This window comes from Scytonema sp. PCC 10023, from assembly GCF_963920835.1.
Lineage (GTDB): Bacteria > Cyanobacteriota > Cyanobacteriia > Cyanobacteriales > Nostocaceae > Kalymmatonema.
In genome coordinates, this window is record NZ_CAWUDP010000012.1 from 109,294 (window position 1) to 131,053 (window position 21,760).

The following is a 21,760-nucleotide window of genomic DNA, read 5'->3' on the forward strand; positions in this document are numbered from 1 at the left end:
CCTTAAATATTTTCAATAGATTTCATTTTTTGCAGACGCTTTCTTTGTTGAGCTTTACCATCTGCAATTTTTTCAGTGACAATCTCTGTCATAGAAGAAGATGGTTGTTGATTTTTGACTTGATTAAAATAATCTGTTAAAGAGCTTATGGTCGGATATCTAAATAAGTCGAGGACAGATAAATCTCTCTTAAATACTTCACGTAATTTGCTATGAATTTGAAGCAAAAGCAATGAATGACCACCGAGTTCAAAGAAGTTATCATGAATTCCTACGTCTTCCACATGAAGAACTTCTTGCCAAATATCAGCAATCGTTTTTTCCACTTCAGTTTGGGGTGGCTGATAAAGCGCCTCTAATTCGGGACGTGCGGTATCAGGTGCAGGCAGCGCTTTGCGATCAAGCTTACCATTAGGCGTGAGTGGTAGTGCTTCAAGGGTGACAAAAGTTGCTGGCACCATGTAGCTTGGCAACTTTGACTCTAGGAAGCTGCGTAGCTCAGTAATTATCAGTCTTTTGTCTGTATAAGCGACTACATAGGCGACTATTCGTTGAGAATCTTCTGAATCTGAGCGTACTACAACTACAGTTTCTCGTACTGCTGGATGTTGGCTAATAGATGCTTCAATCTCAGACAGTTCAATCCGGAAACCACGGACTTTCACCTGATGGTCGGTACGACCAATATACTCTATCTCTCCATTCGGCAGATAACGTGCTTTATCTCCTGTTTTATACAGACGCGCTGCTGGTTTATCGCTGAAGGGATTAGGTATGAATTTTTCTGCTGTCAAGTCAGGGCGGTTTAAGTAGCCTCGACCCACTCCTACACCACCAATATATACTTCGCCCGTTACACCCATAGGGACAGGATTTAAATACTCATCAAGCAGATAAATTTGGATATTAGCAATTGGATGACCAATCGGAACTGTCTTTTGATAGATGCTATATTCTTGGGTACTGCATGAATTTTTGCACTCCCAAAATGTGACATCTACGGCGGCTTCCGTGGGACCATAGAGATTGTGCAGTTGGGCGTTGAGCCGGTTAAAGAAGCGTTTTTGCAGTTGCACTGGTAACGCTTCACCACTGACTATCACGCGCACAAGACTGTTACAAGTTTCCAGATTTTCAGCTTCTAAAAACACTTGCAGCATTGAAGGCACAAAATGGATGGTGGTTATTTGCTGCTGTGTAATGACTTGGACTAAATAGTTGGGGTCTCGATGTCCTTCTGGTTGCGCTACTACTAAACGCGCACCTGTAATCAATGGCCAGAAAAATTCCCAGACTGACACGTCGAAACTGAAGGGAGTTTTCTGTAAAACTCGGTCGCTTGCTGTTAATTGGTATGTGTCTTGCATCCACAGTAAGCGATTGCAGATTCCCTTGTGGGTATTCATCGCTCCTTTTGGTTTCCCTGTAGAGCCGGAGGTGTAGATGAGGTAGGCGAGGTTATCACAGGTGAGGTGGCTAACAGGGTTTTCTCTACTGTGTTGGGCGATAATTTCCCAGTTGCTGTCTAGACAAACTACTTTAGCTTTGTGGGTTGGTAGATTCTTTAATAGGTGCTGTTGTGTTAATAAGACGCTTGGTTGCGAGTCTTCTAACATATAAGCCAAGCGTTCTTTGGGGTAACCAGGATCCAACGGTACATATGCACCACCCGCTTTGAGGATGGCTAATAACCCGATGACCATATCGAGCGATCGCTCTACACAAATTCCCACTAATACTTCTGGTTTTACTCCCAAAGTGCGTAAGTAGTGTGCAAGTTGATTTGCTCGTTGGTTGAGTTCACAATAGGTCAACAGAGAATCTTCAAATACCACTGCTATTGCGTCGGGTGTTTTCTCCACTTGCGCTTCAAACCACTCGTGGATGCAGTTTTCTTGTGGATACTCTGTTTGCGTATTATTCCATTCCACTAACAACTGGCGTTGTTCAGATTCTGTTAACAGTGGTAACTCGGAAAGTCTCCGGTGGGGATTTGCCACAATTTCTTGAAGCAAGGACTGCAAATGCCCTGCCATCCGCTTGATGGTGCTTGCCTCAAATAAATCGGTATTGTACTCTAAAGTGCCAAATAGTCCCTGTGCTGTTTCTGCCATATCTAGGGTCAAATCAAATTTGGCACTACCACTGTCAATTGCCAAGGAACTTAAAGTCAAACCAGGCAGTTCTAACGCAGACATTGGTGCATTCTGAAGCACAAACATCACTTGAAATAGTGGTGTGTAGCTCAACTCTCGCTGTGGTTGTAGTTCTTCTACCAATACTTCAAAAGGCACATCCTGATGTGCGTAAGCTCCTAATGCCACTTCCCGCACACGAGTGAGTAGCTCCTCAAAGGTAGGATTACCCGCTAAATTAGTTCGCAGAACCAAAGTATTGACAAAACAACCAATTAACCCTTCTATTTCCGCTCGATTGCGATTAGCGATGGGGGAACCGACTACAATATCTTCACTGCTGGTGTAGCGCCATAGCAGGGTTTGGAAAGCTGCCAGCAGGGTCATAAACAAAGTGCTTCCTTGCTGCTGGCTGAGTTTATTCAAGGCTACAGATAACTCTGGAGATAGCTCAAATGAATAAGTCGCACCTCGGTACGTCTGAATCGCTGGTCTTGGATGGTCGGTGGGTAACTCCAATACTTTTGGCGCATCTTCTAAATGCTTTCGCCAATAAGATATTTGTGACTGTAGCACTTCTCCTTGCAGCCATTGTCGTTGCCAAGCTGCAAAGTCTACATATTGGACAGGCAATTCATTTAAGGGTGAGAGCTGCTGATCGCAAAAGGCTTGATAAAGTGTCGCTAACTCCCGCACCACCACACCGATTGACCAACCGTCAGAGACAATGTGGTGCATCGTAAATAGCATTATATGTTCTTCTTGACTCAGCCGCAGTAGTTTCACCCGCAGCAAGAGGTCACTGTTGAGATCAAAAGGTTGTTGTGCTTCTGCTAATGCTAATTGTCTAACTTTATCTTCCTGTTGATTTGAAGCTAATTCACTCAAATCGAGTAGGGGCAATACGAGCGGTGTTGCTTGCGAGATAACTGCGATCGCTTGCCCTTCCACTGCTTGAAAATTGGTTCGCAATGCTTCGTGACGCCGCAGAATTTCGTTGAAACTTTGTTGTAGTGCCGCTACATTTAATTTTCCCTGTAGGCGAACAGCCGCAGGAATGTTGTAGAAGGAGCTGTTGGGATCTAAGTGAAACATGAACCATAACCGTTGCTGGGCAAAGGATAGGGGTAACACTTGCGATCGTGAAATTCGCTCAATGTCTGTTGTTTCAGCTCCTAAGCTTATCTTGGTAGCTTTTTCAATGTCTTTAGCCAGCCCAGCTATTGTTGGTTTTTCAAATACGCGACGTAAGGGAAGCTCTACCTGAAAGACTTGTCGGATTTGAGAAATCAGACGAGTTGCTACTAGGGACTGTCCACCCACTTCAAAGAAGTTATCATGAATGCTGATTTTTTCTATATCAAGTACCTGTGCCCAGATAGTAGCTAGCATCTCCTCAATTGGTGTGGAAGGAGGTACAAAAGATGATTCAGGTAGCTGTGTTTTACTAGGTGTTGGCAGCGCTTTGCGATCAACCTTACCATTAGGTGTCAGTGGTAGTGCCTCTAGGATGACAAAAGCTGTCGGCACCATGTAGTTTGGTAACTTTGACTCTAAAAAGCCCCGCAGTTCAGAAATGACTAGTGTTTGGTCTGTGTGTGGAACTACATAAGCTACTAAACTTTGACCATCTGCTGGTGAAGAGCAAGCAACAACTACAGTTGCTCGCACTGCTGGATGTTGGCTAATGAGTGCTTCAATTTCTCCTAGTTCGATGCGGAAACCACGTATTTTTACTTGGTAGTCAATCCTACCAATGAACTCAATTTCTCCATTGGGCAGGTAGCGTGCCTTATCTCCTGTCTTGTACAGACGGGCTGCTGATTGATCGCTAAAGGGGTTGGGGATAAATTTTTCTGCGGTCAATTCTGGGCGGTTAAGATAACCTCGCGCCAGTCCTTTGCCACCGATACACAGTTCGCCTGCGACACCGACAGGAACTAACTGATTATATTGGTCTAGGATATAAAGTTGTGTATTAGCGATCGCCTGACTAATTGGTACAATGCTGTTAACAGTTGCTACCTGACTGGCTGCTGACCAAATGGTGGTTTCAGTAGGACCATACATATTCCACAAGCTGCCACATCGGTCAAGTAACTGATTTGCTAAGTGCCCTGGTAAAGCCTCTCCTCCACACAGGACTTTTAACGAATGATTGCCAGCCCAGCCTGCTGCCAAAAGTAACTGCCAAGTAGCTGGTGTAGCTTGGATGACTGTAGCCTTTGAGTCAGTTAATTTCGCTGACAGCTGCACTCCGTCTGAGGCTACTTCCCGGCTGGTAACTACCAAACGAGCACCTACTATGAGCGGTAGGAACAGTTCCAACGCAGCTATATCAAAGGATATGGTGGTAACTGCTAGCAAAGTATCTTGCTCGGTTAACCCTGGCGTTTGGCGCATAGCTTGTAAGAAGTTGCTCAAAGCGCCGTGGGGAATTTGTACACCTTTGGGTTTGCCTGTAGAACCAGAGGTATAGATGACATAAGCCAGGTTGTCAGGAGTTAGCTGGCAGAATAAATTTTCGTGGCTTTGTTGGGCAATTAGCTGCCATTCAGTATCTAAACACAGGACTTTGGCTGTGTGTTGGGGCATTGCCTCCATGAGGGAGGCTTGAGTCAGCAACACTGATACTTGGGCATCTTTTAGTATAAATGCCAACCGCTCTTGCGGGTAGCTGGCATCTAACGGTACATATGCGCCACCTGCTTTGAGGATGGCTAATAGTCCGATGACCATATCTAAGGAGCGATCTACACAAATACCTACGAGTACCTCTGGTTTGACACCTAAAGCTTGCAAATGGTGCGCTAGTTGATTTGCTCTGACGTTCAGTTCCCGATAAGTAAGTTGTTCTTCCTCAAAAACTACCGCTACAGCATCCGGTGTTTTTTCTACTTGCGCTTCAAACAATTCATGGATGCATTTATCCTGAGGGTAATTAGTAGCAGTATCATTCCACTTAACTAACAGAGTCTGGCGTTCAGGTTCTGTTAATAGTGGCAAATCTGATAAACGCTTCTCTGGATGGCTGACAATACCCTCTAACAAATTAGTAAAATGCCCTATCATTCGGTCAATAGTGGCAGCATCAAACAAGTCAGTATTGTACTCCCACCACCCCCAAAGTTCTGGCTTTGCATCTACCACATATAGCGTTAAATCAAATTTAGCTGTTTTGTTATAGTTTTGAAGCCATTTGAGAGTTAAACCAGGTAATACCAAATCTTTTTTGGTATCTTCCTGCAAAGCAAACATGACTTGAAACAAGGGTGTATGACTGAGATTCCGCTCAGGGTGTAATTCTCCTACCAGTCGCTCAAAAGGTAAGTCAGCATGAGCATAAGCTCCTACACATACTTCACGCACTCGATTCAGCAATTGCAAGAAGCTTGGGTTTCCAGAAAGGTCAGTACGCAGTACAAGGGTATTGACAAAAAAGCCGATTAACCGTTCAACCTCAGCATAGTTGCGATTAGCTATTGGGGAGCCAATGCAAATGTCTTCTTGACTTGTATAGCGGTACAACTGTACTTGAAATGCCGCTAACAAGGTCATAAACAGAGTGATCCCTTGCTGGTTGCTTAAAGACCTTAGCATTTGGGTCAAGCGTGGTGATAGCTTAAAAAAGCTAGCCGCTCCTTGGAAGCTTTGTACTGGGGGACGCTGACGGTCTGTAGGCACTGAAGTGGTTGGAGCATCTGCCAATTGTTGCTTCCAATAAGAAAGTTGAGTTTTTTCTCGCTCACCTTGCAACCACTGATGCTGCCAGATGGAATAGTCTGCGTATTGAATGGGCAGTTCTGAAAGCGGGGAAGATTTTTCAGCACAGAAAGCTTCGTACAGTACTGCTAATTCTTGGTTAAGCACTTGTATTGACCAGCCATCACAGACAATGTGGTGGATGACTAACAAAAGTAAATGTTCCTGTTCGCCTGTTTGCAATAACATCCCTCGCAGCAACGAACTCGATGCCAAGTCAAAAGGCTTTCGAGCAATTTCAGCACTGAGTTGCTCAACTTCAGCCTCCTGCAATGCTTGCGGTAAGTTGCTCAAGTTTACTACTGGCAACTCTATACTCACCCTTGGATGAATCACTTGAACTGTTTGCTCATCCAAAGTTTCAAAAGAGGTACGCAAAGATTCGTGGCGTCTTACAATTTCATTAAAACTTTTCTCTAAAGCTGCTAAATTTAGAATACCTTTTAAACGTATACACGCAAATTCGTTATAAACAGAACTTTGAGGTTCTAACTGTTGGAGAAACCACAATCGCTGCTGGGCTGCGGACAGAGGAGCAGGGCTTTGCTGGGTACGGCGAGGAATAACTATTTGTTGAGTATTCGGCTCATGCTCACCCCGTAAGCGCTTTTCTAAAATTGCTTGTTTAGCAGGTGAGAGCTTAGAACGTCGTTTAATAATATCATCTGTTTTCCTATCCATAATATTATGCTTAAAACTTATCAGTATTTTATTACTAATTCACTTAATTAATAACTTGAAAATTTACGTATGAAGGTACAGGTTGAATTCGCGTTAAATCATTTTCAAAGATAACTAAATCACCATTCTTATCAATTTCCTTAAAACCAGCAAATTTATAAGATATATACATCATTCTATTGCGATTGTTTGGTAAAAACTCTGCTATGAGACGGACATTATTGATTTTAGCGAGACTCATTATATGATTCAACATAATTGTCCCGACTCCTCTCGACATGACGCGACAAGACATCAGTAAAAGCTTTATTGTCCATAGCTTTGGCTGGCATTCAATCAGAACTAAGCCTATTTTGCCGTAGCTTCCATACTTATCTTCCAGACTTGCAATGAGCAATTTATGATTTTCTGATTGACGAAAATGATTGAGTTCGTCGTAAGAGTATGTGTAACCAGTAGTATTTAATTGGTTGGTTCGTAGTGTTAATTCTTCTGCACGCTGCAAATCCTCTTCTTTTGCCAAGGATATAGTGAAATTCATATTGAGAGTAGCTAAGAACTCGTCTGTTGTTCCAACAAAATCTTTCTCTGCATTCTGACGTTCTATATCACTAATATACATCAACCTTCTAATTCGTGAATCTTCCGTAACAAAACGCGGATTCATGACTGGCATATCTAAAATATGCCCTATTTCATTAGCATTAAGACAAAGAATTTCTGGCAAGGAAAATTTGACTTCTTCTAGTTCAAACAATTGGTCATCGACAAAAGCTATTGCCTCCATACCAATATTAAGTAATTTAGCAATTTCTTTCAGAGAAGCCGCCTTAGAGTTCCAATTTATTTGTGGGTATAAAAAATACTCTTTTAAACCAAATTCTTCTAGTTTAGCGATTGCTGTGGCATCATAATTCTTACTAGCTATAGATTGTAGGATACCACGATTATCTAAAGCATGAATAACATTTACTATGTTTTCTCGTAGGGAAACTTTTTCATCTTCCAGCAAAACTCCGTGCCATAAGGTATTATCTAAATCCCAAACGACACATTTAATAACTTTTTTGTCTTTTTTTTCGCGATTTACGGCTTGTTCTTTAGTGCTAGTCATATATTAAATTCTCTCTGCTAATTTCTTTTCCATGACACTAGAGGCAGTTGAAAAACAATAATTCTGATAACCTGACTCTGCAATGGTAATTTCTTGAATTTGAGTACTACCTTCAATGATTTCCATAATTTTAGAGTCTCTTAAATACCTTTCAACTGGGTACTCACTACTACAACCATTACCACCATGAATTTGTACGGCATCATTTGCTATTTTAGTAGCTACTGTGGATGCAAAGTACTTAGCAATAGAAGTCTCTATAATAGAGTTGGGAGCGTTAATGTTTTTGAGATAACCAGCTTGATAACATAACAGTCTTGCTGCTTTCACATTGGCTATCATCTGAGTAATCATTTGGCGGATTAATTGATGCTCTTTCAAATAAACGCCAAACTGTTTTCGCTCATTTGTGTACTTGAGACAAGCTTCTAGACAAGCTTGAGCAATACCTATACAACCCCATCCTACGCTGTATCTACCATAATCAAGCGCTGAAGAAGCTACATAGGAAAATCCAAAACCCAATCTACCTACTAAATTTTCTAGAGGTACGTGACAGTTCTCAAATTGCAATTCCGCAACCATCGAAGCCTTAGTTCCTAAAATACTAGACATCGGTTGGACAGAAAAACCTGGGCTATTTTTTTCCACTAAAAAAGCACTAGGTTTCCCTTCGCATTGAGCAAAGACTAAAAATATATCTGCTATTTGTCCATAGGTGATCCATTTTTTTTGCCCATTTAAAATATAAGCATCACCAGAAAGTGTTGCTGTTGTTTCTACACTTTTAGCATCGCTACCTACATTTGGTTCACTTAATGCAAAAGCAGCTATTGTTTCTCCAGATGCAAATTTGGGAAGCCAATATTCTTTTTGAGATTTATTTCCCCATTTACACACCGCTTGGGAAACCATGTTGTGAACTGTCAGCAAACTGCGTACAGAAGAGCATCCCCGTCCAATTTCCTCGTTGAGAATACCGTAGGTAATCATGTCCATTGCTTGACCACCATATTCTTGCGGTAATATGGCACCGAGGAAACCACGTTGAGCTATTTTTTTAATGAGTTCTGGCGGAGTAAATTCTTTGAGATCCCATTCCCCAGCATAAGGACATATTTCCTCATTAACAAAAGCTCTAAATTCAGATTGAGCGTTTTTTTGTTGAGAAGACAGTTCTAGTTTCATAATACAACTCTGCCATAGAAAATGGCAATTTTTATTTTATTTCTGCACTAAGATTGCAGTTTTACGTTCAATTAAGCTGGCAATAGAGTTTATTGTTCGGAAATTTTCAAACTCCAAATCTTCATTTTCAATGGTAATTTTAAACTCTTGCTCTACAAACAAAACAAGTTGCATGGCAAACATAGAGTTAACAAAACCTAGAGCAAAAATGTCTTCATCTGACTGTAAGTCATGATTACCGAAAAATCGAGAAAGGAAGGTTTTGACTTTAGTTTTAACTTCGCTCATTCCTGGAAATCCTATTTATTGATAAACGTAAAATCCTTTGCCACTTTTCTTACCATGTAATCCTGCATCTACCATTTTTTTAAGTAAAGGGCATGGTCTGTACTTACTATCATTGAAGTTTTCGTACAAAACTTCGATAGAAAATAAAATGGTATCTAGCCCAATCAAATCTGCTGTTTCTAAAGGTCCCATTTTGTGACCAAAGCAGGATTTAAAGATTTTGTCTACATCTTCTACAGTAGCGACTTGATCTTGCAACAGAAAAACAGCTTCGTTAATAGTTAACATCAGCACGCGGTTGGAAACAAAACCCGGCGAATCATTGACAATGATACATTCTTTACCCATCTGAGCTAGCATTTTTTTTGCTATCTCAATTGTTTGCTCAGAAGTATGATAACCGCGAATCACTTCCACCATCGGCTTCATTGGGACAGGGTTCATAAAGTGCATACCGATCACTTTATCGGCACGCTTAGTCATTGAAGCAATGCGGGTAATGGGAATTGCTGATGTGTTAGCTGCAAATACGCTATCTGCTGGGCAAATAGAATCTAGCAGGGAATAGACCTGCTTTTTAATATCCCACTTTTCTGTGACATTTTCAACTACAAAATCTGCAGATTCCAGAAATTTATAGTTGGTAGAAAACTCAATCCTGTTGAGGACGGTATCTGGAGTTTCTATATTGTCAGTTTTCTTGAAAAACCCCTGAAAGCGAATATTATTCCTGATTTCTTGTTTGGCTTTATCCAGAATATCTTCCGAAATATCCACTAGAATGACTTGATGGTTTGTTTGAGCAAGGTTTTGTGCAACCCCTACTCCCATTACGCCTGCACCAACAACACCTACTCTTTGAATGTTCATAATTAACCCTGTAAGCGAATATTTTTCATGAGTTTCAAGTAAGGTTTTCCAAATTCAAATGAACTTAAACGTCAGACAATTTTTCTAACTCCTCTATGATTGTTTCTTCAATAACCAGAGCCAATTCAGATACAGAGGGTGCCTCAAAAAGGGAACGAACAGATAGTTCTATATGAAAATCTTTGCGAAGCTGAGAAATCATTACAGTTCCTATTAAGGAATCTCCTCCTAACTCAAAGAAGTTGTCATGAATGCCTACCTGCTCAATACCCAGTAACTCTTGAAAAATTTCAGCCAGTTTGCACTCTACATCATTACTAGGAGCAACATAGGCATTCTTTAAATTCGGTCTCGAGTGACGAGAAGATACATTGACTTTTTGGTAATCTGCTTTTTCTTGTAAAAATTTAGGCTTACCCCATTTTTCAATGGTAGCTTGTAGAGAACCAGGGGAAACCAATATCTGATTAAATTTATTCCAGAATAAAATTCGTTCAAAGGCATTGATACCTTCTTGCGGTGTGAGACCTAATTCACCCCAATTTTCCGCCAAAATTCGTCGAGATTGCTCTTCTTCTTTAACTTTCCAGAAACCCCAGTTAGCACTAACCCAAGGTATAGGATTTGTCTGATTATGCTGATGAACAAAAGCATCAACGAAGAAATTTGCTGCTGAGTAAGCAACAGTTCCTATTCCTCCTATAACTGACGATAAGGAAGACATCAATAAACAAAAATCAAGCTCTTTATCCTGTAAAACATTTTCCAACACTAAGAGTCCATGTACTTTTGGCTGAAAGTACTGTTCGCACGTAGTTTTACATACATCTTCAAGAATGAGAGATGAACCTCCTGAAGAGATACTGGCAGCATGGATCACGCCATTGAGTTGTCCAAATTTGTCTTCTGCTTGAGTGATCGCTTCTTGCATTTGTTGCTGATTAGCTACGTCAGCATTGGCTACCAAAACTTCGGCACCCAGTTCTTCAAGTTCTTGCACTTTCCTAATCTGGCGGCTAATGCTATTAGTCTCATCGTGAGTAGCTAGCCATTTTTCCCAGCTGTCTCTAGCAGGAAAAGCTGAACGTTTTGTTAGGAGTAATTTGGCTCGTACAGTTTTCGCCAAATGTTCTGCCAGTACAAGACCAATACCTCCAAGTCCACCTGTAATCAGATAGACTCCTCCTTCCTTTAAGCGTGATTTCCCGTCTTTTGCTTCCTCTAATCGAGCTGGCTCAAAGGTTTGCACCCAACGATGGAGACCACGGTAGGCAATAATCAGGTCAGAGGTAAGAGTAGTGAGTTCTGTTAACAGTTGGTTTATGACTTTTTCCTCTTGCCCACTCCCCTCCGGAGGAATAATAATGTCAATGCTACGACAGCTAATGTTTGGGTATTCTTGCGGAATGACTTTAACAGGTGCAAGCACAGTCGCCTTCTCCGGGCAGAGAATTTCTTCTCCAGTCACTGACTGCATACTGTTGGAAACGACTGTGATTTGAAACTCATTAGTCAAATCCTGTTTTCCAAGTGCTTGAGCTATAAACAGCAAACTGTACAATTCCAAATTTTGGGCTTCGTCAAATCTTTCAAGTCTTGATTCTTTGTGAGCCAAAGGTGTAATACCCCATAAATGAACAATCGTCTCTGGTATCACGTCTTGGGCGCGAAGCTCTTTGAGCAGGGCGTTGTAGTCATCCCTTTGTCGAGGGTTAATTGTGTATACACGTTGACAAAGCCCCTCTGTAGGAAATTCGCTCTCACTACGAAATTGCTCCCCAACTTTTACAGTAATCACATTTTGACCTTCTAGTTCAAGTCGCTTCACGAGTTGCGTACCTAAGCCGCACTCATCAACAAATACTAACCAGTACCCCAGATGACTTACCTGAACCTTCGATTTAAAAGGCTGCGGCAGCACTGAGCGTTTCCACGATGGGATGTAGAACCAGTCGGCAATGTCGGACTTTTTGTCTGATGGGATTTTATGCGTCTTATCAGCATCTTTTTGATCAACCAACGCGGTAAATGCTGCTGGTGCTGATAATGCTGCTGATGAAGAAGCCTGAGCAACAAAGACATGTTCCCCAAAGGCTTCAAATTCAGAAAAAGCCGCCACTTCAACAAAACCACAAGAGTTTAGTGCTTCCTGCCACTGCTCTTTTGATAAAAATGGATTAGCCATGTTGCGGCTGCCTTGTTCATCCTCTATGGGATTCATGAGCAGACCGTCAATCATGTCAAACTCTCGTCTAGCTTGAGTGATCTCCCAGAGCAGTAAGAAGCCTCCTGGAGCTAATAAAGAGTGAACATACTGAAGGGTTTCTTTGATGTTGCGGCTTGTGTGCAATACATTAACAGCTACCACTAAGTCAAAACTGTGGCTATTGTACCCCTGCTCTTGGGGCGATCGCTCAATGTCTAGTAAGCCATATTGGACAAAAGGATAGGCACTAAACTTATTTTTGGCTTCTTTGACAAAAAAACCGCCCACATCGGTAAAAGTATAATTTGTTTGCTGGGATGGTAACACAGGTAGTAATTCCACCGTGGCGATCCCAGTTCCACCGCCGATTTCTAAAATTCTTAGGTTCACGTCTGCTGGTAAAGTTATTGCCAGCTTTTCCAGCATTGCCCGCATAATCCCTCTTAAGTAAACCTCAGAGGGCAAGTTTTGTCGAGAAATTTCTCCTTGCTTGACTAATGTAGCAACATGCAACTCCAACGGTTCTTTTTGACCAGTAAGCACAGCTACCAGATTTTCACCAAAGAGCTGGATCAGGTTTATATTTTGAGGTGTATCTGCCCATCTGACTCTGACTTCTTCTAAAAGAGTATCGATATGGTCTGTTGACGATGGTAAAAAGTTTGTAAATAGGCCCTCCTCTTGCTGTAACTGATTTTGCTCTACCAGTACTTCTAGCCACCTACACAACAATTCACGGTATTTAGGAATAATAGAACATTGCTCAAATAATTCCTCAATAGAATACTTTTTGGCTATATCGCTAAATGCACCTAAGCGCTTCAGGGCAAGGCTCATGTAAGCAGTACATAAACGATCTAACCATTGTTTGTTTGCTCGATAAGTTTGGTCGTCAAATTCCAAGCTCCCTTGAATCGCTTGCATCTGAGCAACCTCTACCAGAGATTTCCAAAGCTCTGATGCTGTTGGTCTTGGGTGGAACTGTCTGGGTGAAGGTGATGGTTTTTGTGGTTCAATCCAATAACGTTGGCGCTCAAAGGGATAAGTCGGTAAGGGAAGGCGATGACGGCGCTCATTGGCATAAAAGCCCGACCAATCAATCTGGACTCCTGAGAGCCACAATTGACCTAATGTCTTAAGCAACAAAGCCAAATCTGGCTGTCGCTCGTAGGAATGCCGGAGCGAGGGCAGTACAACTTGATCTGTAAAAGAATCGCTATCCAAACACTGTAAAGCTAAACTGCTCAGCGTCTGTCCCGATCCCACCTCCAACAGAATCGGATTTTGTTTTTTCCATAATTGTTGAATTCCATCTGCAAAACGCACGGTTTCGCATAGATGCTTTGCCCAGTATGTGGGATCTGTAGCTTCGGCTGCTGTAATCCAAGTTCCCGTGACATTAGATAAATAGGGAATTTTGGGTGGCTGGAGGCTGACAGTTTTTACCAAGTCGGTGAAGGGTTGTGCGATCACATCCATCATTTTTGAATGAAAGGCATGGGAAGCTTGCAAACGGCGACAGGCTAATCCCCTTTCAGTCAACTTGCTTTCTAATTCATCCACAGCGTCTATGACTCCAGCAATAACGCACTGCTGCGAACCGTTGATTGCTGACAAAGAAAGATTCTCACTCAATAGAGGATGCACCTGTTCTTCCGAAAGGGGGACAGCCAACATTGCGCCACTTGGTAATTCCTGAATCATTTGCGCTCTTTTAGCGACGAGAGTCAGAGCGTCTTCAACAGACAACACCCCTGCTAGCGTAGCTGCGACATATTCACCGATGCTGTAGCCAATCATTGCCGCCGGACGAATTCCCCATTCCATCCACAACTGGGCCAAGGCGTACTCAATGACAAAAACAGCTGGCTGAGTAAGATAAGTTTGATTGAGTTTTTGAGTGGTTACATCTGCTTGTTCCGCCCCACGACCTAACATTTTTCGCAAATCTAGCCCAGCAGCAAGAGTGTTTTGTTTTTGCTGAATGTCATTCTCACTGTTTCGGTTGGGATACAGGACATCTCGCAAATCTTGACCCAGAAGCGGTTTGAGAAATTCACAACAGTAGTCAACTTGTTGCCGAAATGTTGGTTCAACTTGATAAAGTTCCCCAGCCATGTTGACGTATTGAGTACCCAGTCCTGGAAACATGAAGGCTAGGGGACGTTCTTCAGTTTGTTGAACATTGGTAAGTAAGCGCTTTGGATCTTCAAGTGCAGCGATCGCATCTGCAATATCCCGACAAACAACTGTCTGCCGATGCTCAAAAACTTGTCGTCCACACTGCAACGTGTAAGCAACATCCGCGAGGTTTAAATCAGGATGCTGTTTTAGGTAATCTGCCAGATTGACAGTAGCACTTTTTAATGCAAAATCTGTTTTGGCTGAAAGTACTAATAACTGCCAACTACGAAAAGGGCTAGATTCTGGAAGCATGGGGGCTTCTTCTAAAATGACGTGAGCATTGGTTCCACCGATACCCAAAGAACTCACACCAGCACGGTGAGGGGTATGAGTAGTTTTCCATTCCGTCAGCTTGGTGTTGACGTAAAAAGGACTGTTAGCAAAATCAATTTCAGGGTTAGGTTCTTCAAAGTTTAAGCTAGGGGGTATTTGTTTATGTTTGAGAGCCAAAACAGTTTTGATTAAACTTGTAACCCCTGCTGCTGCGTCTAAATGACCAATATTCGTTTTGACTGAACCGATTGCACAAAAGCCTTTTTTCTCGGTACTGGCACGAAAAACGTTTGTTAAAGCGGAAATTTCAATTGGGTCACCTAAAACAGTTCCTGTACCATGAGCTTCAATATAGCTAATTGTCTCAGGTTCTGCACCTGCTAAAGCAAGCGCCTCTGCAATGACTTGAGCTTGTCCGTTGACGCTGGGTGCTGTGTAACCGACTTTATTAGAACCATCATTATTGATGGCGCTACCTTTGATGACAGCATAAATATTATCACCATCAGCGATCGCCTCAGCTAACCGCTTCAAAACTACAATTCCCACACCATTACCAATAATCGTTCCCTTTGCTTTGGCATCAAAGGCACGACAATGACCGTCAGGCGATAAAATTCCCCCTTCTTGATGCAAATACCCTGTTTTTTGCGGAATGCGAATAGAGACTCCACCTGCTAAAGCCATATCGCATTGGTAATTTAATAAGCTTTGGCAAGCTAAAGAAACCGCAACCAGAGAAGTGGAACAAGCGGTTTGTACCGTCAGACTTGGACCAGTGAGATTTAATTTATAAGAAACGCGAGTGGCAAGAAAATCTTTATCGTTGCCTATCATTTTTTGGAAACTGTTCGCTGATCCAATTTGGTCACGGATTAAATTAAATGATTGATAATTATTTAAACTAGCACCAGCATAAACCCCAATCCGACTTTCACATCTTTGGGAATCATAACCAGCATTTTCCAGTGCTTCCCACGCACATTCTAAAAATACACGGTGTTGCGGGTCAGTGATTTCTGCTTCTTTAGGATTAAAGCCAAAGAATAAAGCATCAAAAAAATCTACATCTTCTAATGTTGCACCAACTTTCAAATAATTAGGGTTACTGAGTAATTCTGGGGAAACTCCAACGCCAATTAATTCTTCATCTGTAAATACAGAAATTGACTCCACTCCATCACATAAATTCTGCCAAAAGCTAGAAACATTTTTTGCACCTGGAAACCGTCCAGCCATTCCAACAATCGCAATACCTTCTAGGAGATTATAATTTGTAGCGTTATTCATAATTCTTTTTACCTTGTCTGCTCAATAATTGCTTTTGGCGATTGATAGCTTCAATTTGCTTTTGAGCCCGATCACGTGTTCCTGTAAAAGAAAGCTGTTGCTGTTGATTTAAATACTGCGCGAATGAGTGAATAGTAGGGTTTTGAAACATAGTCACTACTGATATATCTCGCTGCAATATTGCACGCAGCTTGTTATTTACCTGAAGCATCAGTAGCGAATGACCGCCTAAATCAAAAAAATTATCATGAATACCCAGTTTATCTAAATGCAACACCTCTTGCCAAATCTGAGCAATTGTTTTTTCAATTTCAGACTGAGGTGCTTGAAAAGCTGCTGTTAACTCTGGACGCAGATTATCAGGTGCAGGTAAGGCACGACGGTCTACTTTGCCATTAGGAGTCAAAGGTAAAGCATCTAACACCACAAAGGCAGAAGGAAGCATATATTCAGGCAGTTTTTTCTTGAGGAAATCCCGTAATTCATTAACAGAAAGCGTAGTTTCATGAGTAACTACATATGCAACTAGACGACAGTCATTTGGTATATCTTCTCTAGCTACTACTACCGTTTTTCGTACCTGTGGATGTTGCTCTAATAAAGCTTCAATTTCTCCTAGTTCAATACGGAAACCGCGAATTTTTACTTGATGGTCAATTCTGCCCAAAAATTCAATCTTGCCATCTGTTAGGTAACGCGCTAAATCTCCAGTTTTATAAAGGCGTTTTCCGGATTCAAAAGGACTAGGAATAAACTTTTCTTTAGTTAACTCAGGTCTATTCCAATAACCTCGCGCCAACCCAAGACCGCCAATATGCAGTTCACCTGGAACTCCTACAGGAACTAATTTCTGATGTGGATCTAAGATATAGAATTGGGTGTTGGCGATGGGACGACCAATAGAGCTAACACCCTGCTGTTGCTCTTGATAGTTTACCTTTTGTACTGCTGACCAAATAGTGGTTTCTGTCGGACCATATAAGTTCCACACTTCTTGACCTCGTTCTAGCAACTGATACGCAAGTGAAGAGTCGAGGGCTTCACCACCACAAAGAATTTTCATGGTATTCTTGCTTTGCCAGCCAGCAGCTACCAGCATTCTCCAAGTAGCAGGGGTGGCTTGCATAACTGTTACATCATTGGAGACTAACTGTTTTAACAACTGGTTGCTATCGGTGGTAACCTCTCGATTGACTAATACTAAACGAGCGCCAACAATCAGTGGCAGATACAATTCTAGTGCTGCAATGTCAAAAGATAAGGTAGTGACAGATAGGAGAATATCTTCCTTAGCTAGTCCTGGAATTTGACGCATGGTACTTAAGAAGTTAACCACAGCGCTGTGAGGAATTTGTACTCCTTTGGGTTTTCCTGTAGAACCAGATGTATAAATTACATAGGCTAAATCTTCTGGTATCACATTACTGACTACATTTTCTGAGATGTAATCAGCAAACGCTGTCCTGTCGGTGTCGATACATACTAGTTGTGCAGAATGTGGTGGCAAGTCATCAACTAAATGAGTATGTGCTAATAATACTGACACCTGAGAATCTGACAAAGTAAACGCTAAGCGTTCTTTAGGATAGGCTGGATCTAGGGGCATATAAGCACCCCCTGCCTTCATAATGGCTAGCAATCCTACTACCATTTCAATAGAACGCTCCACACAGATACCAACAATAACATCTGGCTTTACGCCTACCTGCTGCAAGTAATGTGCCAGCTGGTTTGCTCGGTTGTTTAACTCTCTATAGGTTAATTGCTGATCTTCAAAGACAACAGCAATATCAGACGGTGTTTTTTCTACCTGTTCCTCAAACAATTGATGAATGCATTTATCTTGCGGATAGTCTGTCTTGGTATCATTCCACTCAACTAATAACTGTCGGACTTCAGATGGCGTTAATAATTGCAAGTCCCAAATGCGTTGTTCGGGATTCCTAACTATGCTTTCGAGTAAAGTCTGGAAGTGTCCAAGCATCCGGGTAACGGTATCTGCATTAAATAAATCCGTGTTGTACTCGCATGTTGCAACCAACCCTTGCTCGGAATCCTCCATAAACAATGTCAAATCAAACTTAGATGTTCCGTTGTAACCTTCTTTATAACTAACTGATACATCTGACAGACTTGGATTTGATATTGGAACATTCTGGAGAACGAACATCACCTGAAATAGTGGGTTGTAACTCAGGTCTCTTTGTGGTTGTATTTCCTCTACTAACTTTTCAAAAGGTAAATCTTGGTGAACATAAGCTTTTAAAGCTGTTGACTTCACTCGCGCCAATAACTCCTGAAAACTCAGTTCACCAGAAAGGTCTGTACGGAGTACTAAAACATTGACAAAAAATCCTATTAATGACTCTATTTCTGCTCTATTACGATTTGCAATTGGCGAACCCACTAAAATATCACTCTGACCTGTGTAGCGATACAGCAAGGTTTTGAAGGCTGCAAGCAAGGTCATAAACAGAGTTACTCCCTGCTCTTGGCTCAAAATCTTCAGTTCTTTTCTTAGAGTTTGGGAAAGAACTAATTTCGCTTGAGCGCCATTGAAGGTTTGAACTGGCGATCGCGGACGGTCAGTTGGTAAATTGAGTACAGGAAGCTCACCCTTCAACTTTTGTTTCCAATAAGTCAGCAAAGGCTGAATGCGCTCGGAATCAAGCCATTGTCGTTGCCAATTGACAAAATCTTTATACTGAATAGGTAATTCAGGAAGCAGTAAGGTTTTGCCAGTAGAAAATGCTTCGTATAGTGCAGCTATTTCTTTGATCAAAATACCAATAGACCAACCATCTGCAATTATATGATGCAGAGTCACAAGTAGTTGATAATTTTGTTCATTTAAGTGCAAAAGTTTTGCACGTAAAAGCGATTGAGAAGACAAGTCAAATGGCTGCTGCGCAAGTTCTGTAGCCAAACGTTGCGCTTCTTGAATACGTTCATTTTCTGACAATGAGCGTAAATCTTTAAGCTCTAAGGTTAAAGGTGTTACTGGATTTATAATCTGGACAGCCTGTCCATCTACCACTGCAAAGCTTGTTCGCAATACTTCGTGTCGTCTAATAATTTCGTTAAGACTATCTTGTAAGGCTGTTAAGTTAATGCAACCTTCTAAGCTAATAACTATAGGAATGTTATATGTAGCGGTATTGGGAGTTAGCTGATGAATAAACCACAATCCCCGCTGGGAAGAAGACAGAGGATGAATAGATGTATCTTTGTCTTGTTTGGTAAGGGATAACGACGGTATTGCAGCTATTGTCAGTTCAGCCAGTATCTTTGTCGCTAAAGCTCGCGCACTCATCCCTTCAAAGAAATCTGCTACAGATACTTCTACTTCTAAATCAGCTTCAATCCGGTTTTTTAATTCAAAGACTTTTAAAGAATCAAGCCCTAAAGTGGTTAATGATTGTTCAGGCTTGACTTCATCCGGCGCTATTGAAAGCACCTGCGCCAAGAGTTCAACGAGATATGATTCTAAAAGTGGCTGACACTCTCGTGGGGAAAGTGCCAAAAGAGTAGAGCGCTGTAATCGATTTTCGCTTAAAGCAATATCAGTCCTTTTTAGGATGTTGCTTCCAACTACGTCTAGGTTGTCGGCAAGAAATTCTGCACGAGTAGCACGGCGCTGAATTTTCCCGCTAGAAGTTTTTGGAATACTACCACCTTTAATGAGAACGACTGCATAGACTTGCACTTCATGTTCTTCTGCAACCGCCTGACGAATTGCTGCTATGACTTCCTCAATATTTGGTTTGGCGCGGAACTCCAACTCTTGCACCACAACCAGCTTTTCTTCATTGTCTAGTTCTACTGTGAAAGCTGCGCCACTTCCTGAACGCAAGCATGGATAACTGCGTTCTACTGTCAGTTCTATATCTTGCGGGTAGAGATTGCGACCTCTAATGATAATTAAATCCTTAGCTCGACCAGTAATGAAGAGTTCTCCATTATCCAAGAAGCCTAAATCTCCAGTCCGCAAGAATTTTTCAGAACCCCCGTCTGTGACACAAGCATGAAAAGTTTGTTGCGTTTCTTCCAGACGATTCCAATATCCTTGACCAACACTAGGACCAGATACCCAAATTTCACCGACTTCATCTGGCGGACAAGCAGTTAAGGTTTCAGGATTAACAATAATAATTTGCTGGTCTGACAGAGTTCGACCGCAACTCACAAGAGATTGGCAATCGGAGTCATCAGGCTGAATATCGATGACCCGATTTTGCTCTAAAGCAGTTTTTTGAACAATTTTCGTGATGGGAACATTGGCTTTCACACTACCAGAAACCATGAGAGTAGCCTCTGCCATACCGTAGCAGGGGTAAAAAGCTTCTGGACAAAAGCCGCATTCTGCAAAAGATAAAGCAAAGCGTTCTAAAGTCTCATGTCGAATTGGTTCAGCACCATTAAAAGCCACACTCCAACTACTCAAGTCTAGAGTGGAACGTTGTTCGGGAGTAATCTTTTGAACGCATAATTCGTAGGCAAAGTTAGGACCACCACTTGTAGTTCCTTTATAGTCTGAAATAGCCTTCAACCAACGGTATGGACTTTGCAAAAAAGATGCTGGAGGCATTAAGGTGCAAGGAAAGCCACCATATAGGGGTTGCAAAATACCACCAATAAGTCCCATATCATGGTATGCCGGCAGCCAAGAAACAAATTGGCTGCTGGATGAATGTCCCATATATTGGTAAGTCACGGCTGCATTGTGCAAGAGATTGCCATGACTAAGCATGACCCCTTTAGGTGTCCCTGTTGAACCGGAGGTGTATTGTAGAAAAGCTAAAGTATCTTTATCAATAGAAGGTTGTTGCCAAGTATCTTCTGTCCCTTGTGCAAGGTTATCAGTCGTCAACCATTGCAAAGATGTGAGGTCAGTTTTTTGTGTGAGTAAAGACTGTACTGTAGACAGAATCGCTGTTGTAGTGAGAGCGATCGCTGCTTGTGCATCTTTTTCAATAGCTTGTATTCTCGGTGTGTTGCGCTGATTGCGCGGCGGATAAGCAGGAACAGCAATCACTCCCGCATACAAGCAACCGAAAAAAGCAGCCAAGTAATCCAGTCCTGGTGGATAAAGTAGTAAAGCTCGTTCCCCTGTTAAACCTCGTGCTTGTAATTGAACTGCTATCCTACGGGAAAGTTGATCTAATTGTTGATAAGTGAGTGTCGCTTGTTTTGTTTCACCATCAAGCAAGAAGGTAAAAGCATCTCGATTAGGGTGTGTAAAGCTTCTTAAACGCAAGAGTTCAACAACTGTAGAACACTCACAAGAATCTTCAAGGAGATCATTGGAGAATTGATTCATTTTTACCTTGATTAGATGCAACCGTGGTACACCTACCGCCCCTCAAGTTTTACATATGGCGGTAGAAAAATAAACAGACAAACCTAGACGTTAGAGCAAAACCTTTATTCAAGTGCTCGCGTATTGACCTTAGTTGTTCGGTTCCTCACTTTCGGTAAACGCAAAATCTTGCACTCTATACCTCCTATGCCCACTACTACATTCTTACTGACCAGATTTTTTATTAATCTAGTAGTCAACCAAACCAAAGTTTATGAGTTGAGGCTAGGGAGTGTAGGAAATTGTTTAACTTTGGTCTCAACCTTCGATAGTCAGTTTAGCTAACCACTGCTAGTACTTGAACGCTACTGATGAGTGATACATCTAGCGCAACTCTTTTTCAAAATTGTTGAAAGTAATTTTCGATTACTCTTCAGTACTTTATCGAGAATAATAGCTTTAGGCAAGAG

General features: G+C 41.8%; 7 protein-coding genes. All 7 read right to left on the reverse strand.

Translation table 11 applies throughout. From position 1 onward, the window contains the following. Window positions 1-2: 2 nt before the first annotated feature. Complete coding sequence (locus tag ACM0OZ_RS10015; RefSeq protein ID WP_414582651.1) at window positions 3-6,578, reverse strand: amino acid adenylation domain-containing protein; 6,576 nt, start codon at window positions 6,576-6,578, stop codon at window positions 3-5. 43 nt (window positions 6,579-6,621) lie between these two features. Beyond that, on the reverse strand, window positions 6,622-7,692 hold the full coding sequence (locus tag ACM0OZ_RS10020) for an HAD-IIIC family phosphatase (RefSeq protein WP_414582652.1): 1,071 nt from the start codon (window positions 7,690-7,692) through the stop codon (window positions 6,622-6,624). A gap of 3 nt (window positions 7,693-7,695) precedes the next feature. Continuing rightward, on the reverse strand, window positions 7,696-8,880 hold the full coding sequence (locus ACM0OZ_RS10025) for an acyl-CoA dehydrogenase family protein (RefSeq protein ID WP_414582654.1): 1,185 nt from the start codon (window positions 8,878-8,880) through the stop codon (window positions 7,696-7,698). Between the two features lie 36 nt (window positions 8,881-8,916). Then, the gene (locus ACM0OZ_RS10030) at window positions 8,917-9,168 is read right to left on the reverse strand and encodes an acyl carrier protein (RefSeq protein ID WP_414582655.1); all 252 of its coding nucleotides are present in this window, start codon (window positions 9,166-9,168) and stop codon (window positions 8,917-8,919) included. Between the two features lie 15 nt (window positions 9,169-9,183). Continuing rightward, complete coding sequence (locus tag ACM0OZ_RS10035) at window positions 9,184-10,038, reverse strand: 3-hydroxyacyl-CoA dehydrogenase family protein (protein WP_414582656.1); 855 nt, start codon at window positions 10,036-10,038, stop codon at window positions 9,184-9,186. 64 nt (window positions 10,039-10,102) lie between these two features. Continuing rightward, the gene (locus tag ACM0OZ_RS10040; protein WP_414582658.1) at window positions 10,103-15,991 is read right to left on the reverse strand and encodes an SDR family NAD(P)-dependent oxidoreductase; all 5,889 of its coding nucleotides are present in this window, start codon (window positions 15,989-15,991) and stop codon (window positions 10,103-10,105) included. Continuing rightward, on the reverse strand, window positions 15,984-21,311 hold the full coding sequence (locus tag ACM0OZ_RS10045) for an amino acid adenylation domain-containing protein (RefSeq protein WP_414582659.1): 5,328 nt from the start codon (window positions 21,309-21,311) through the stop codon (window positions 15,984-15,986). Before ACM0OZ_RS10045 ends, ACM0OZ_RS10040 begins: the two co-directional genes overlap by 8 nt. Window positions 21,312-21,760 lie beyond the last annotated feature (449 nt).

Bases quoted from the DNA above. Each gene is read 5' to 3' on its own strand.
- ACM0OZ_RS10015 (WP_414582651.1), bottom strand. From the start codon at position 6,578: ATGGATAGGAAAACAGATGATATTATTAAACGACGTTCTAAGCTCTCA.
- ACM0OZ_RS10020 (WP_414582652.1), bottom strand. From the start codon at position 7,692: ATGACTAGCACTAAAGAACAAGCCGTAAATCGCGAAAAAAAAGACAAA.
- ACM0OZ_RS10025 (WP_414582654.1), bottom strand. From the start codon at position 8,880: ATGAAACTAGAACTGTCTTCTCAACAAAAAAACGCTCAATCTGAATTT.
- ACM0OZ_RS10030 (WP_414582655.1), bottom strand. From the start codon at position 9,168: ATGAGCGAAGTTAAAACTAAAGTCAAAACCTTCCTTTCTCGATTTTTC.
- ACM0OZ_RS10035 (WP_414582656.1), bottom strand. From the start codon at position 10,038: ATGAACATTCAAAGAGTAGGTGTTGTTGGTGCAGGCGTAATGGGAGTA.
- ACM0OZ_RS10040 (WP_414582658.1), bottom strand. From the start codon at position 15,991: ATGAATAACGCTACAAATTATAATCTCCTAGAAGGTATTGCGATTGTT.
- ACM0OZ_RS10045 (WP_414582659.1), bottom strand. From the start codon at position 21,311: ATGAATCAATTCTCCAATGATCTCCTTGAAGATTCTTGTGAGTGTTCT.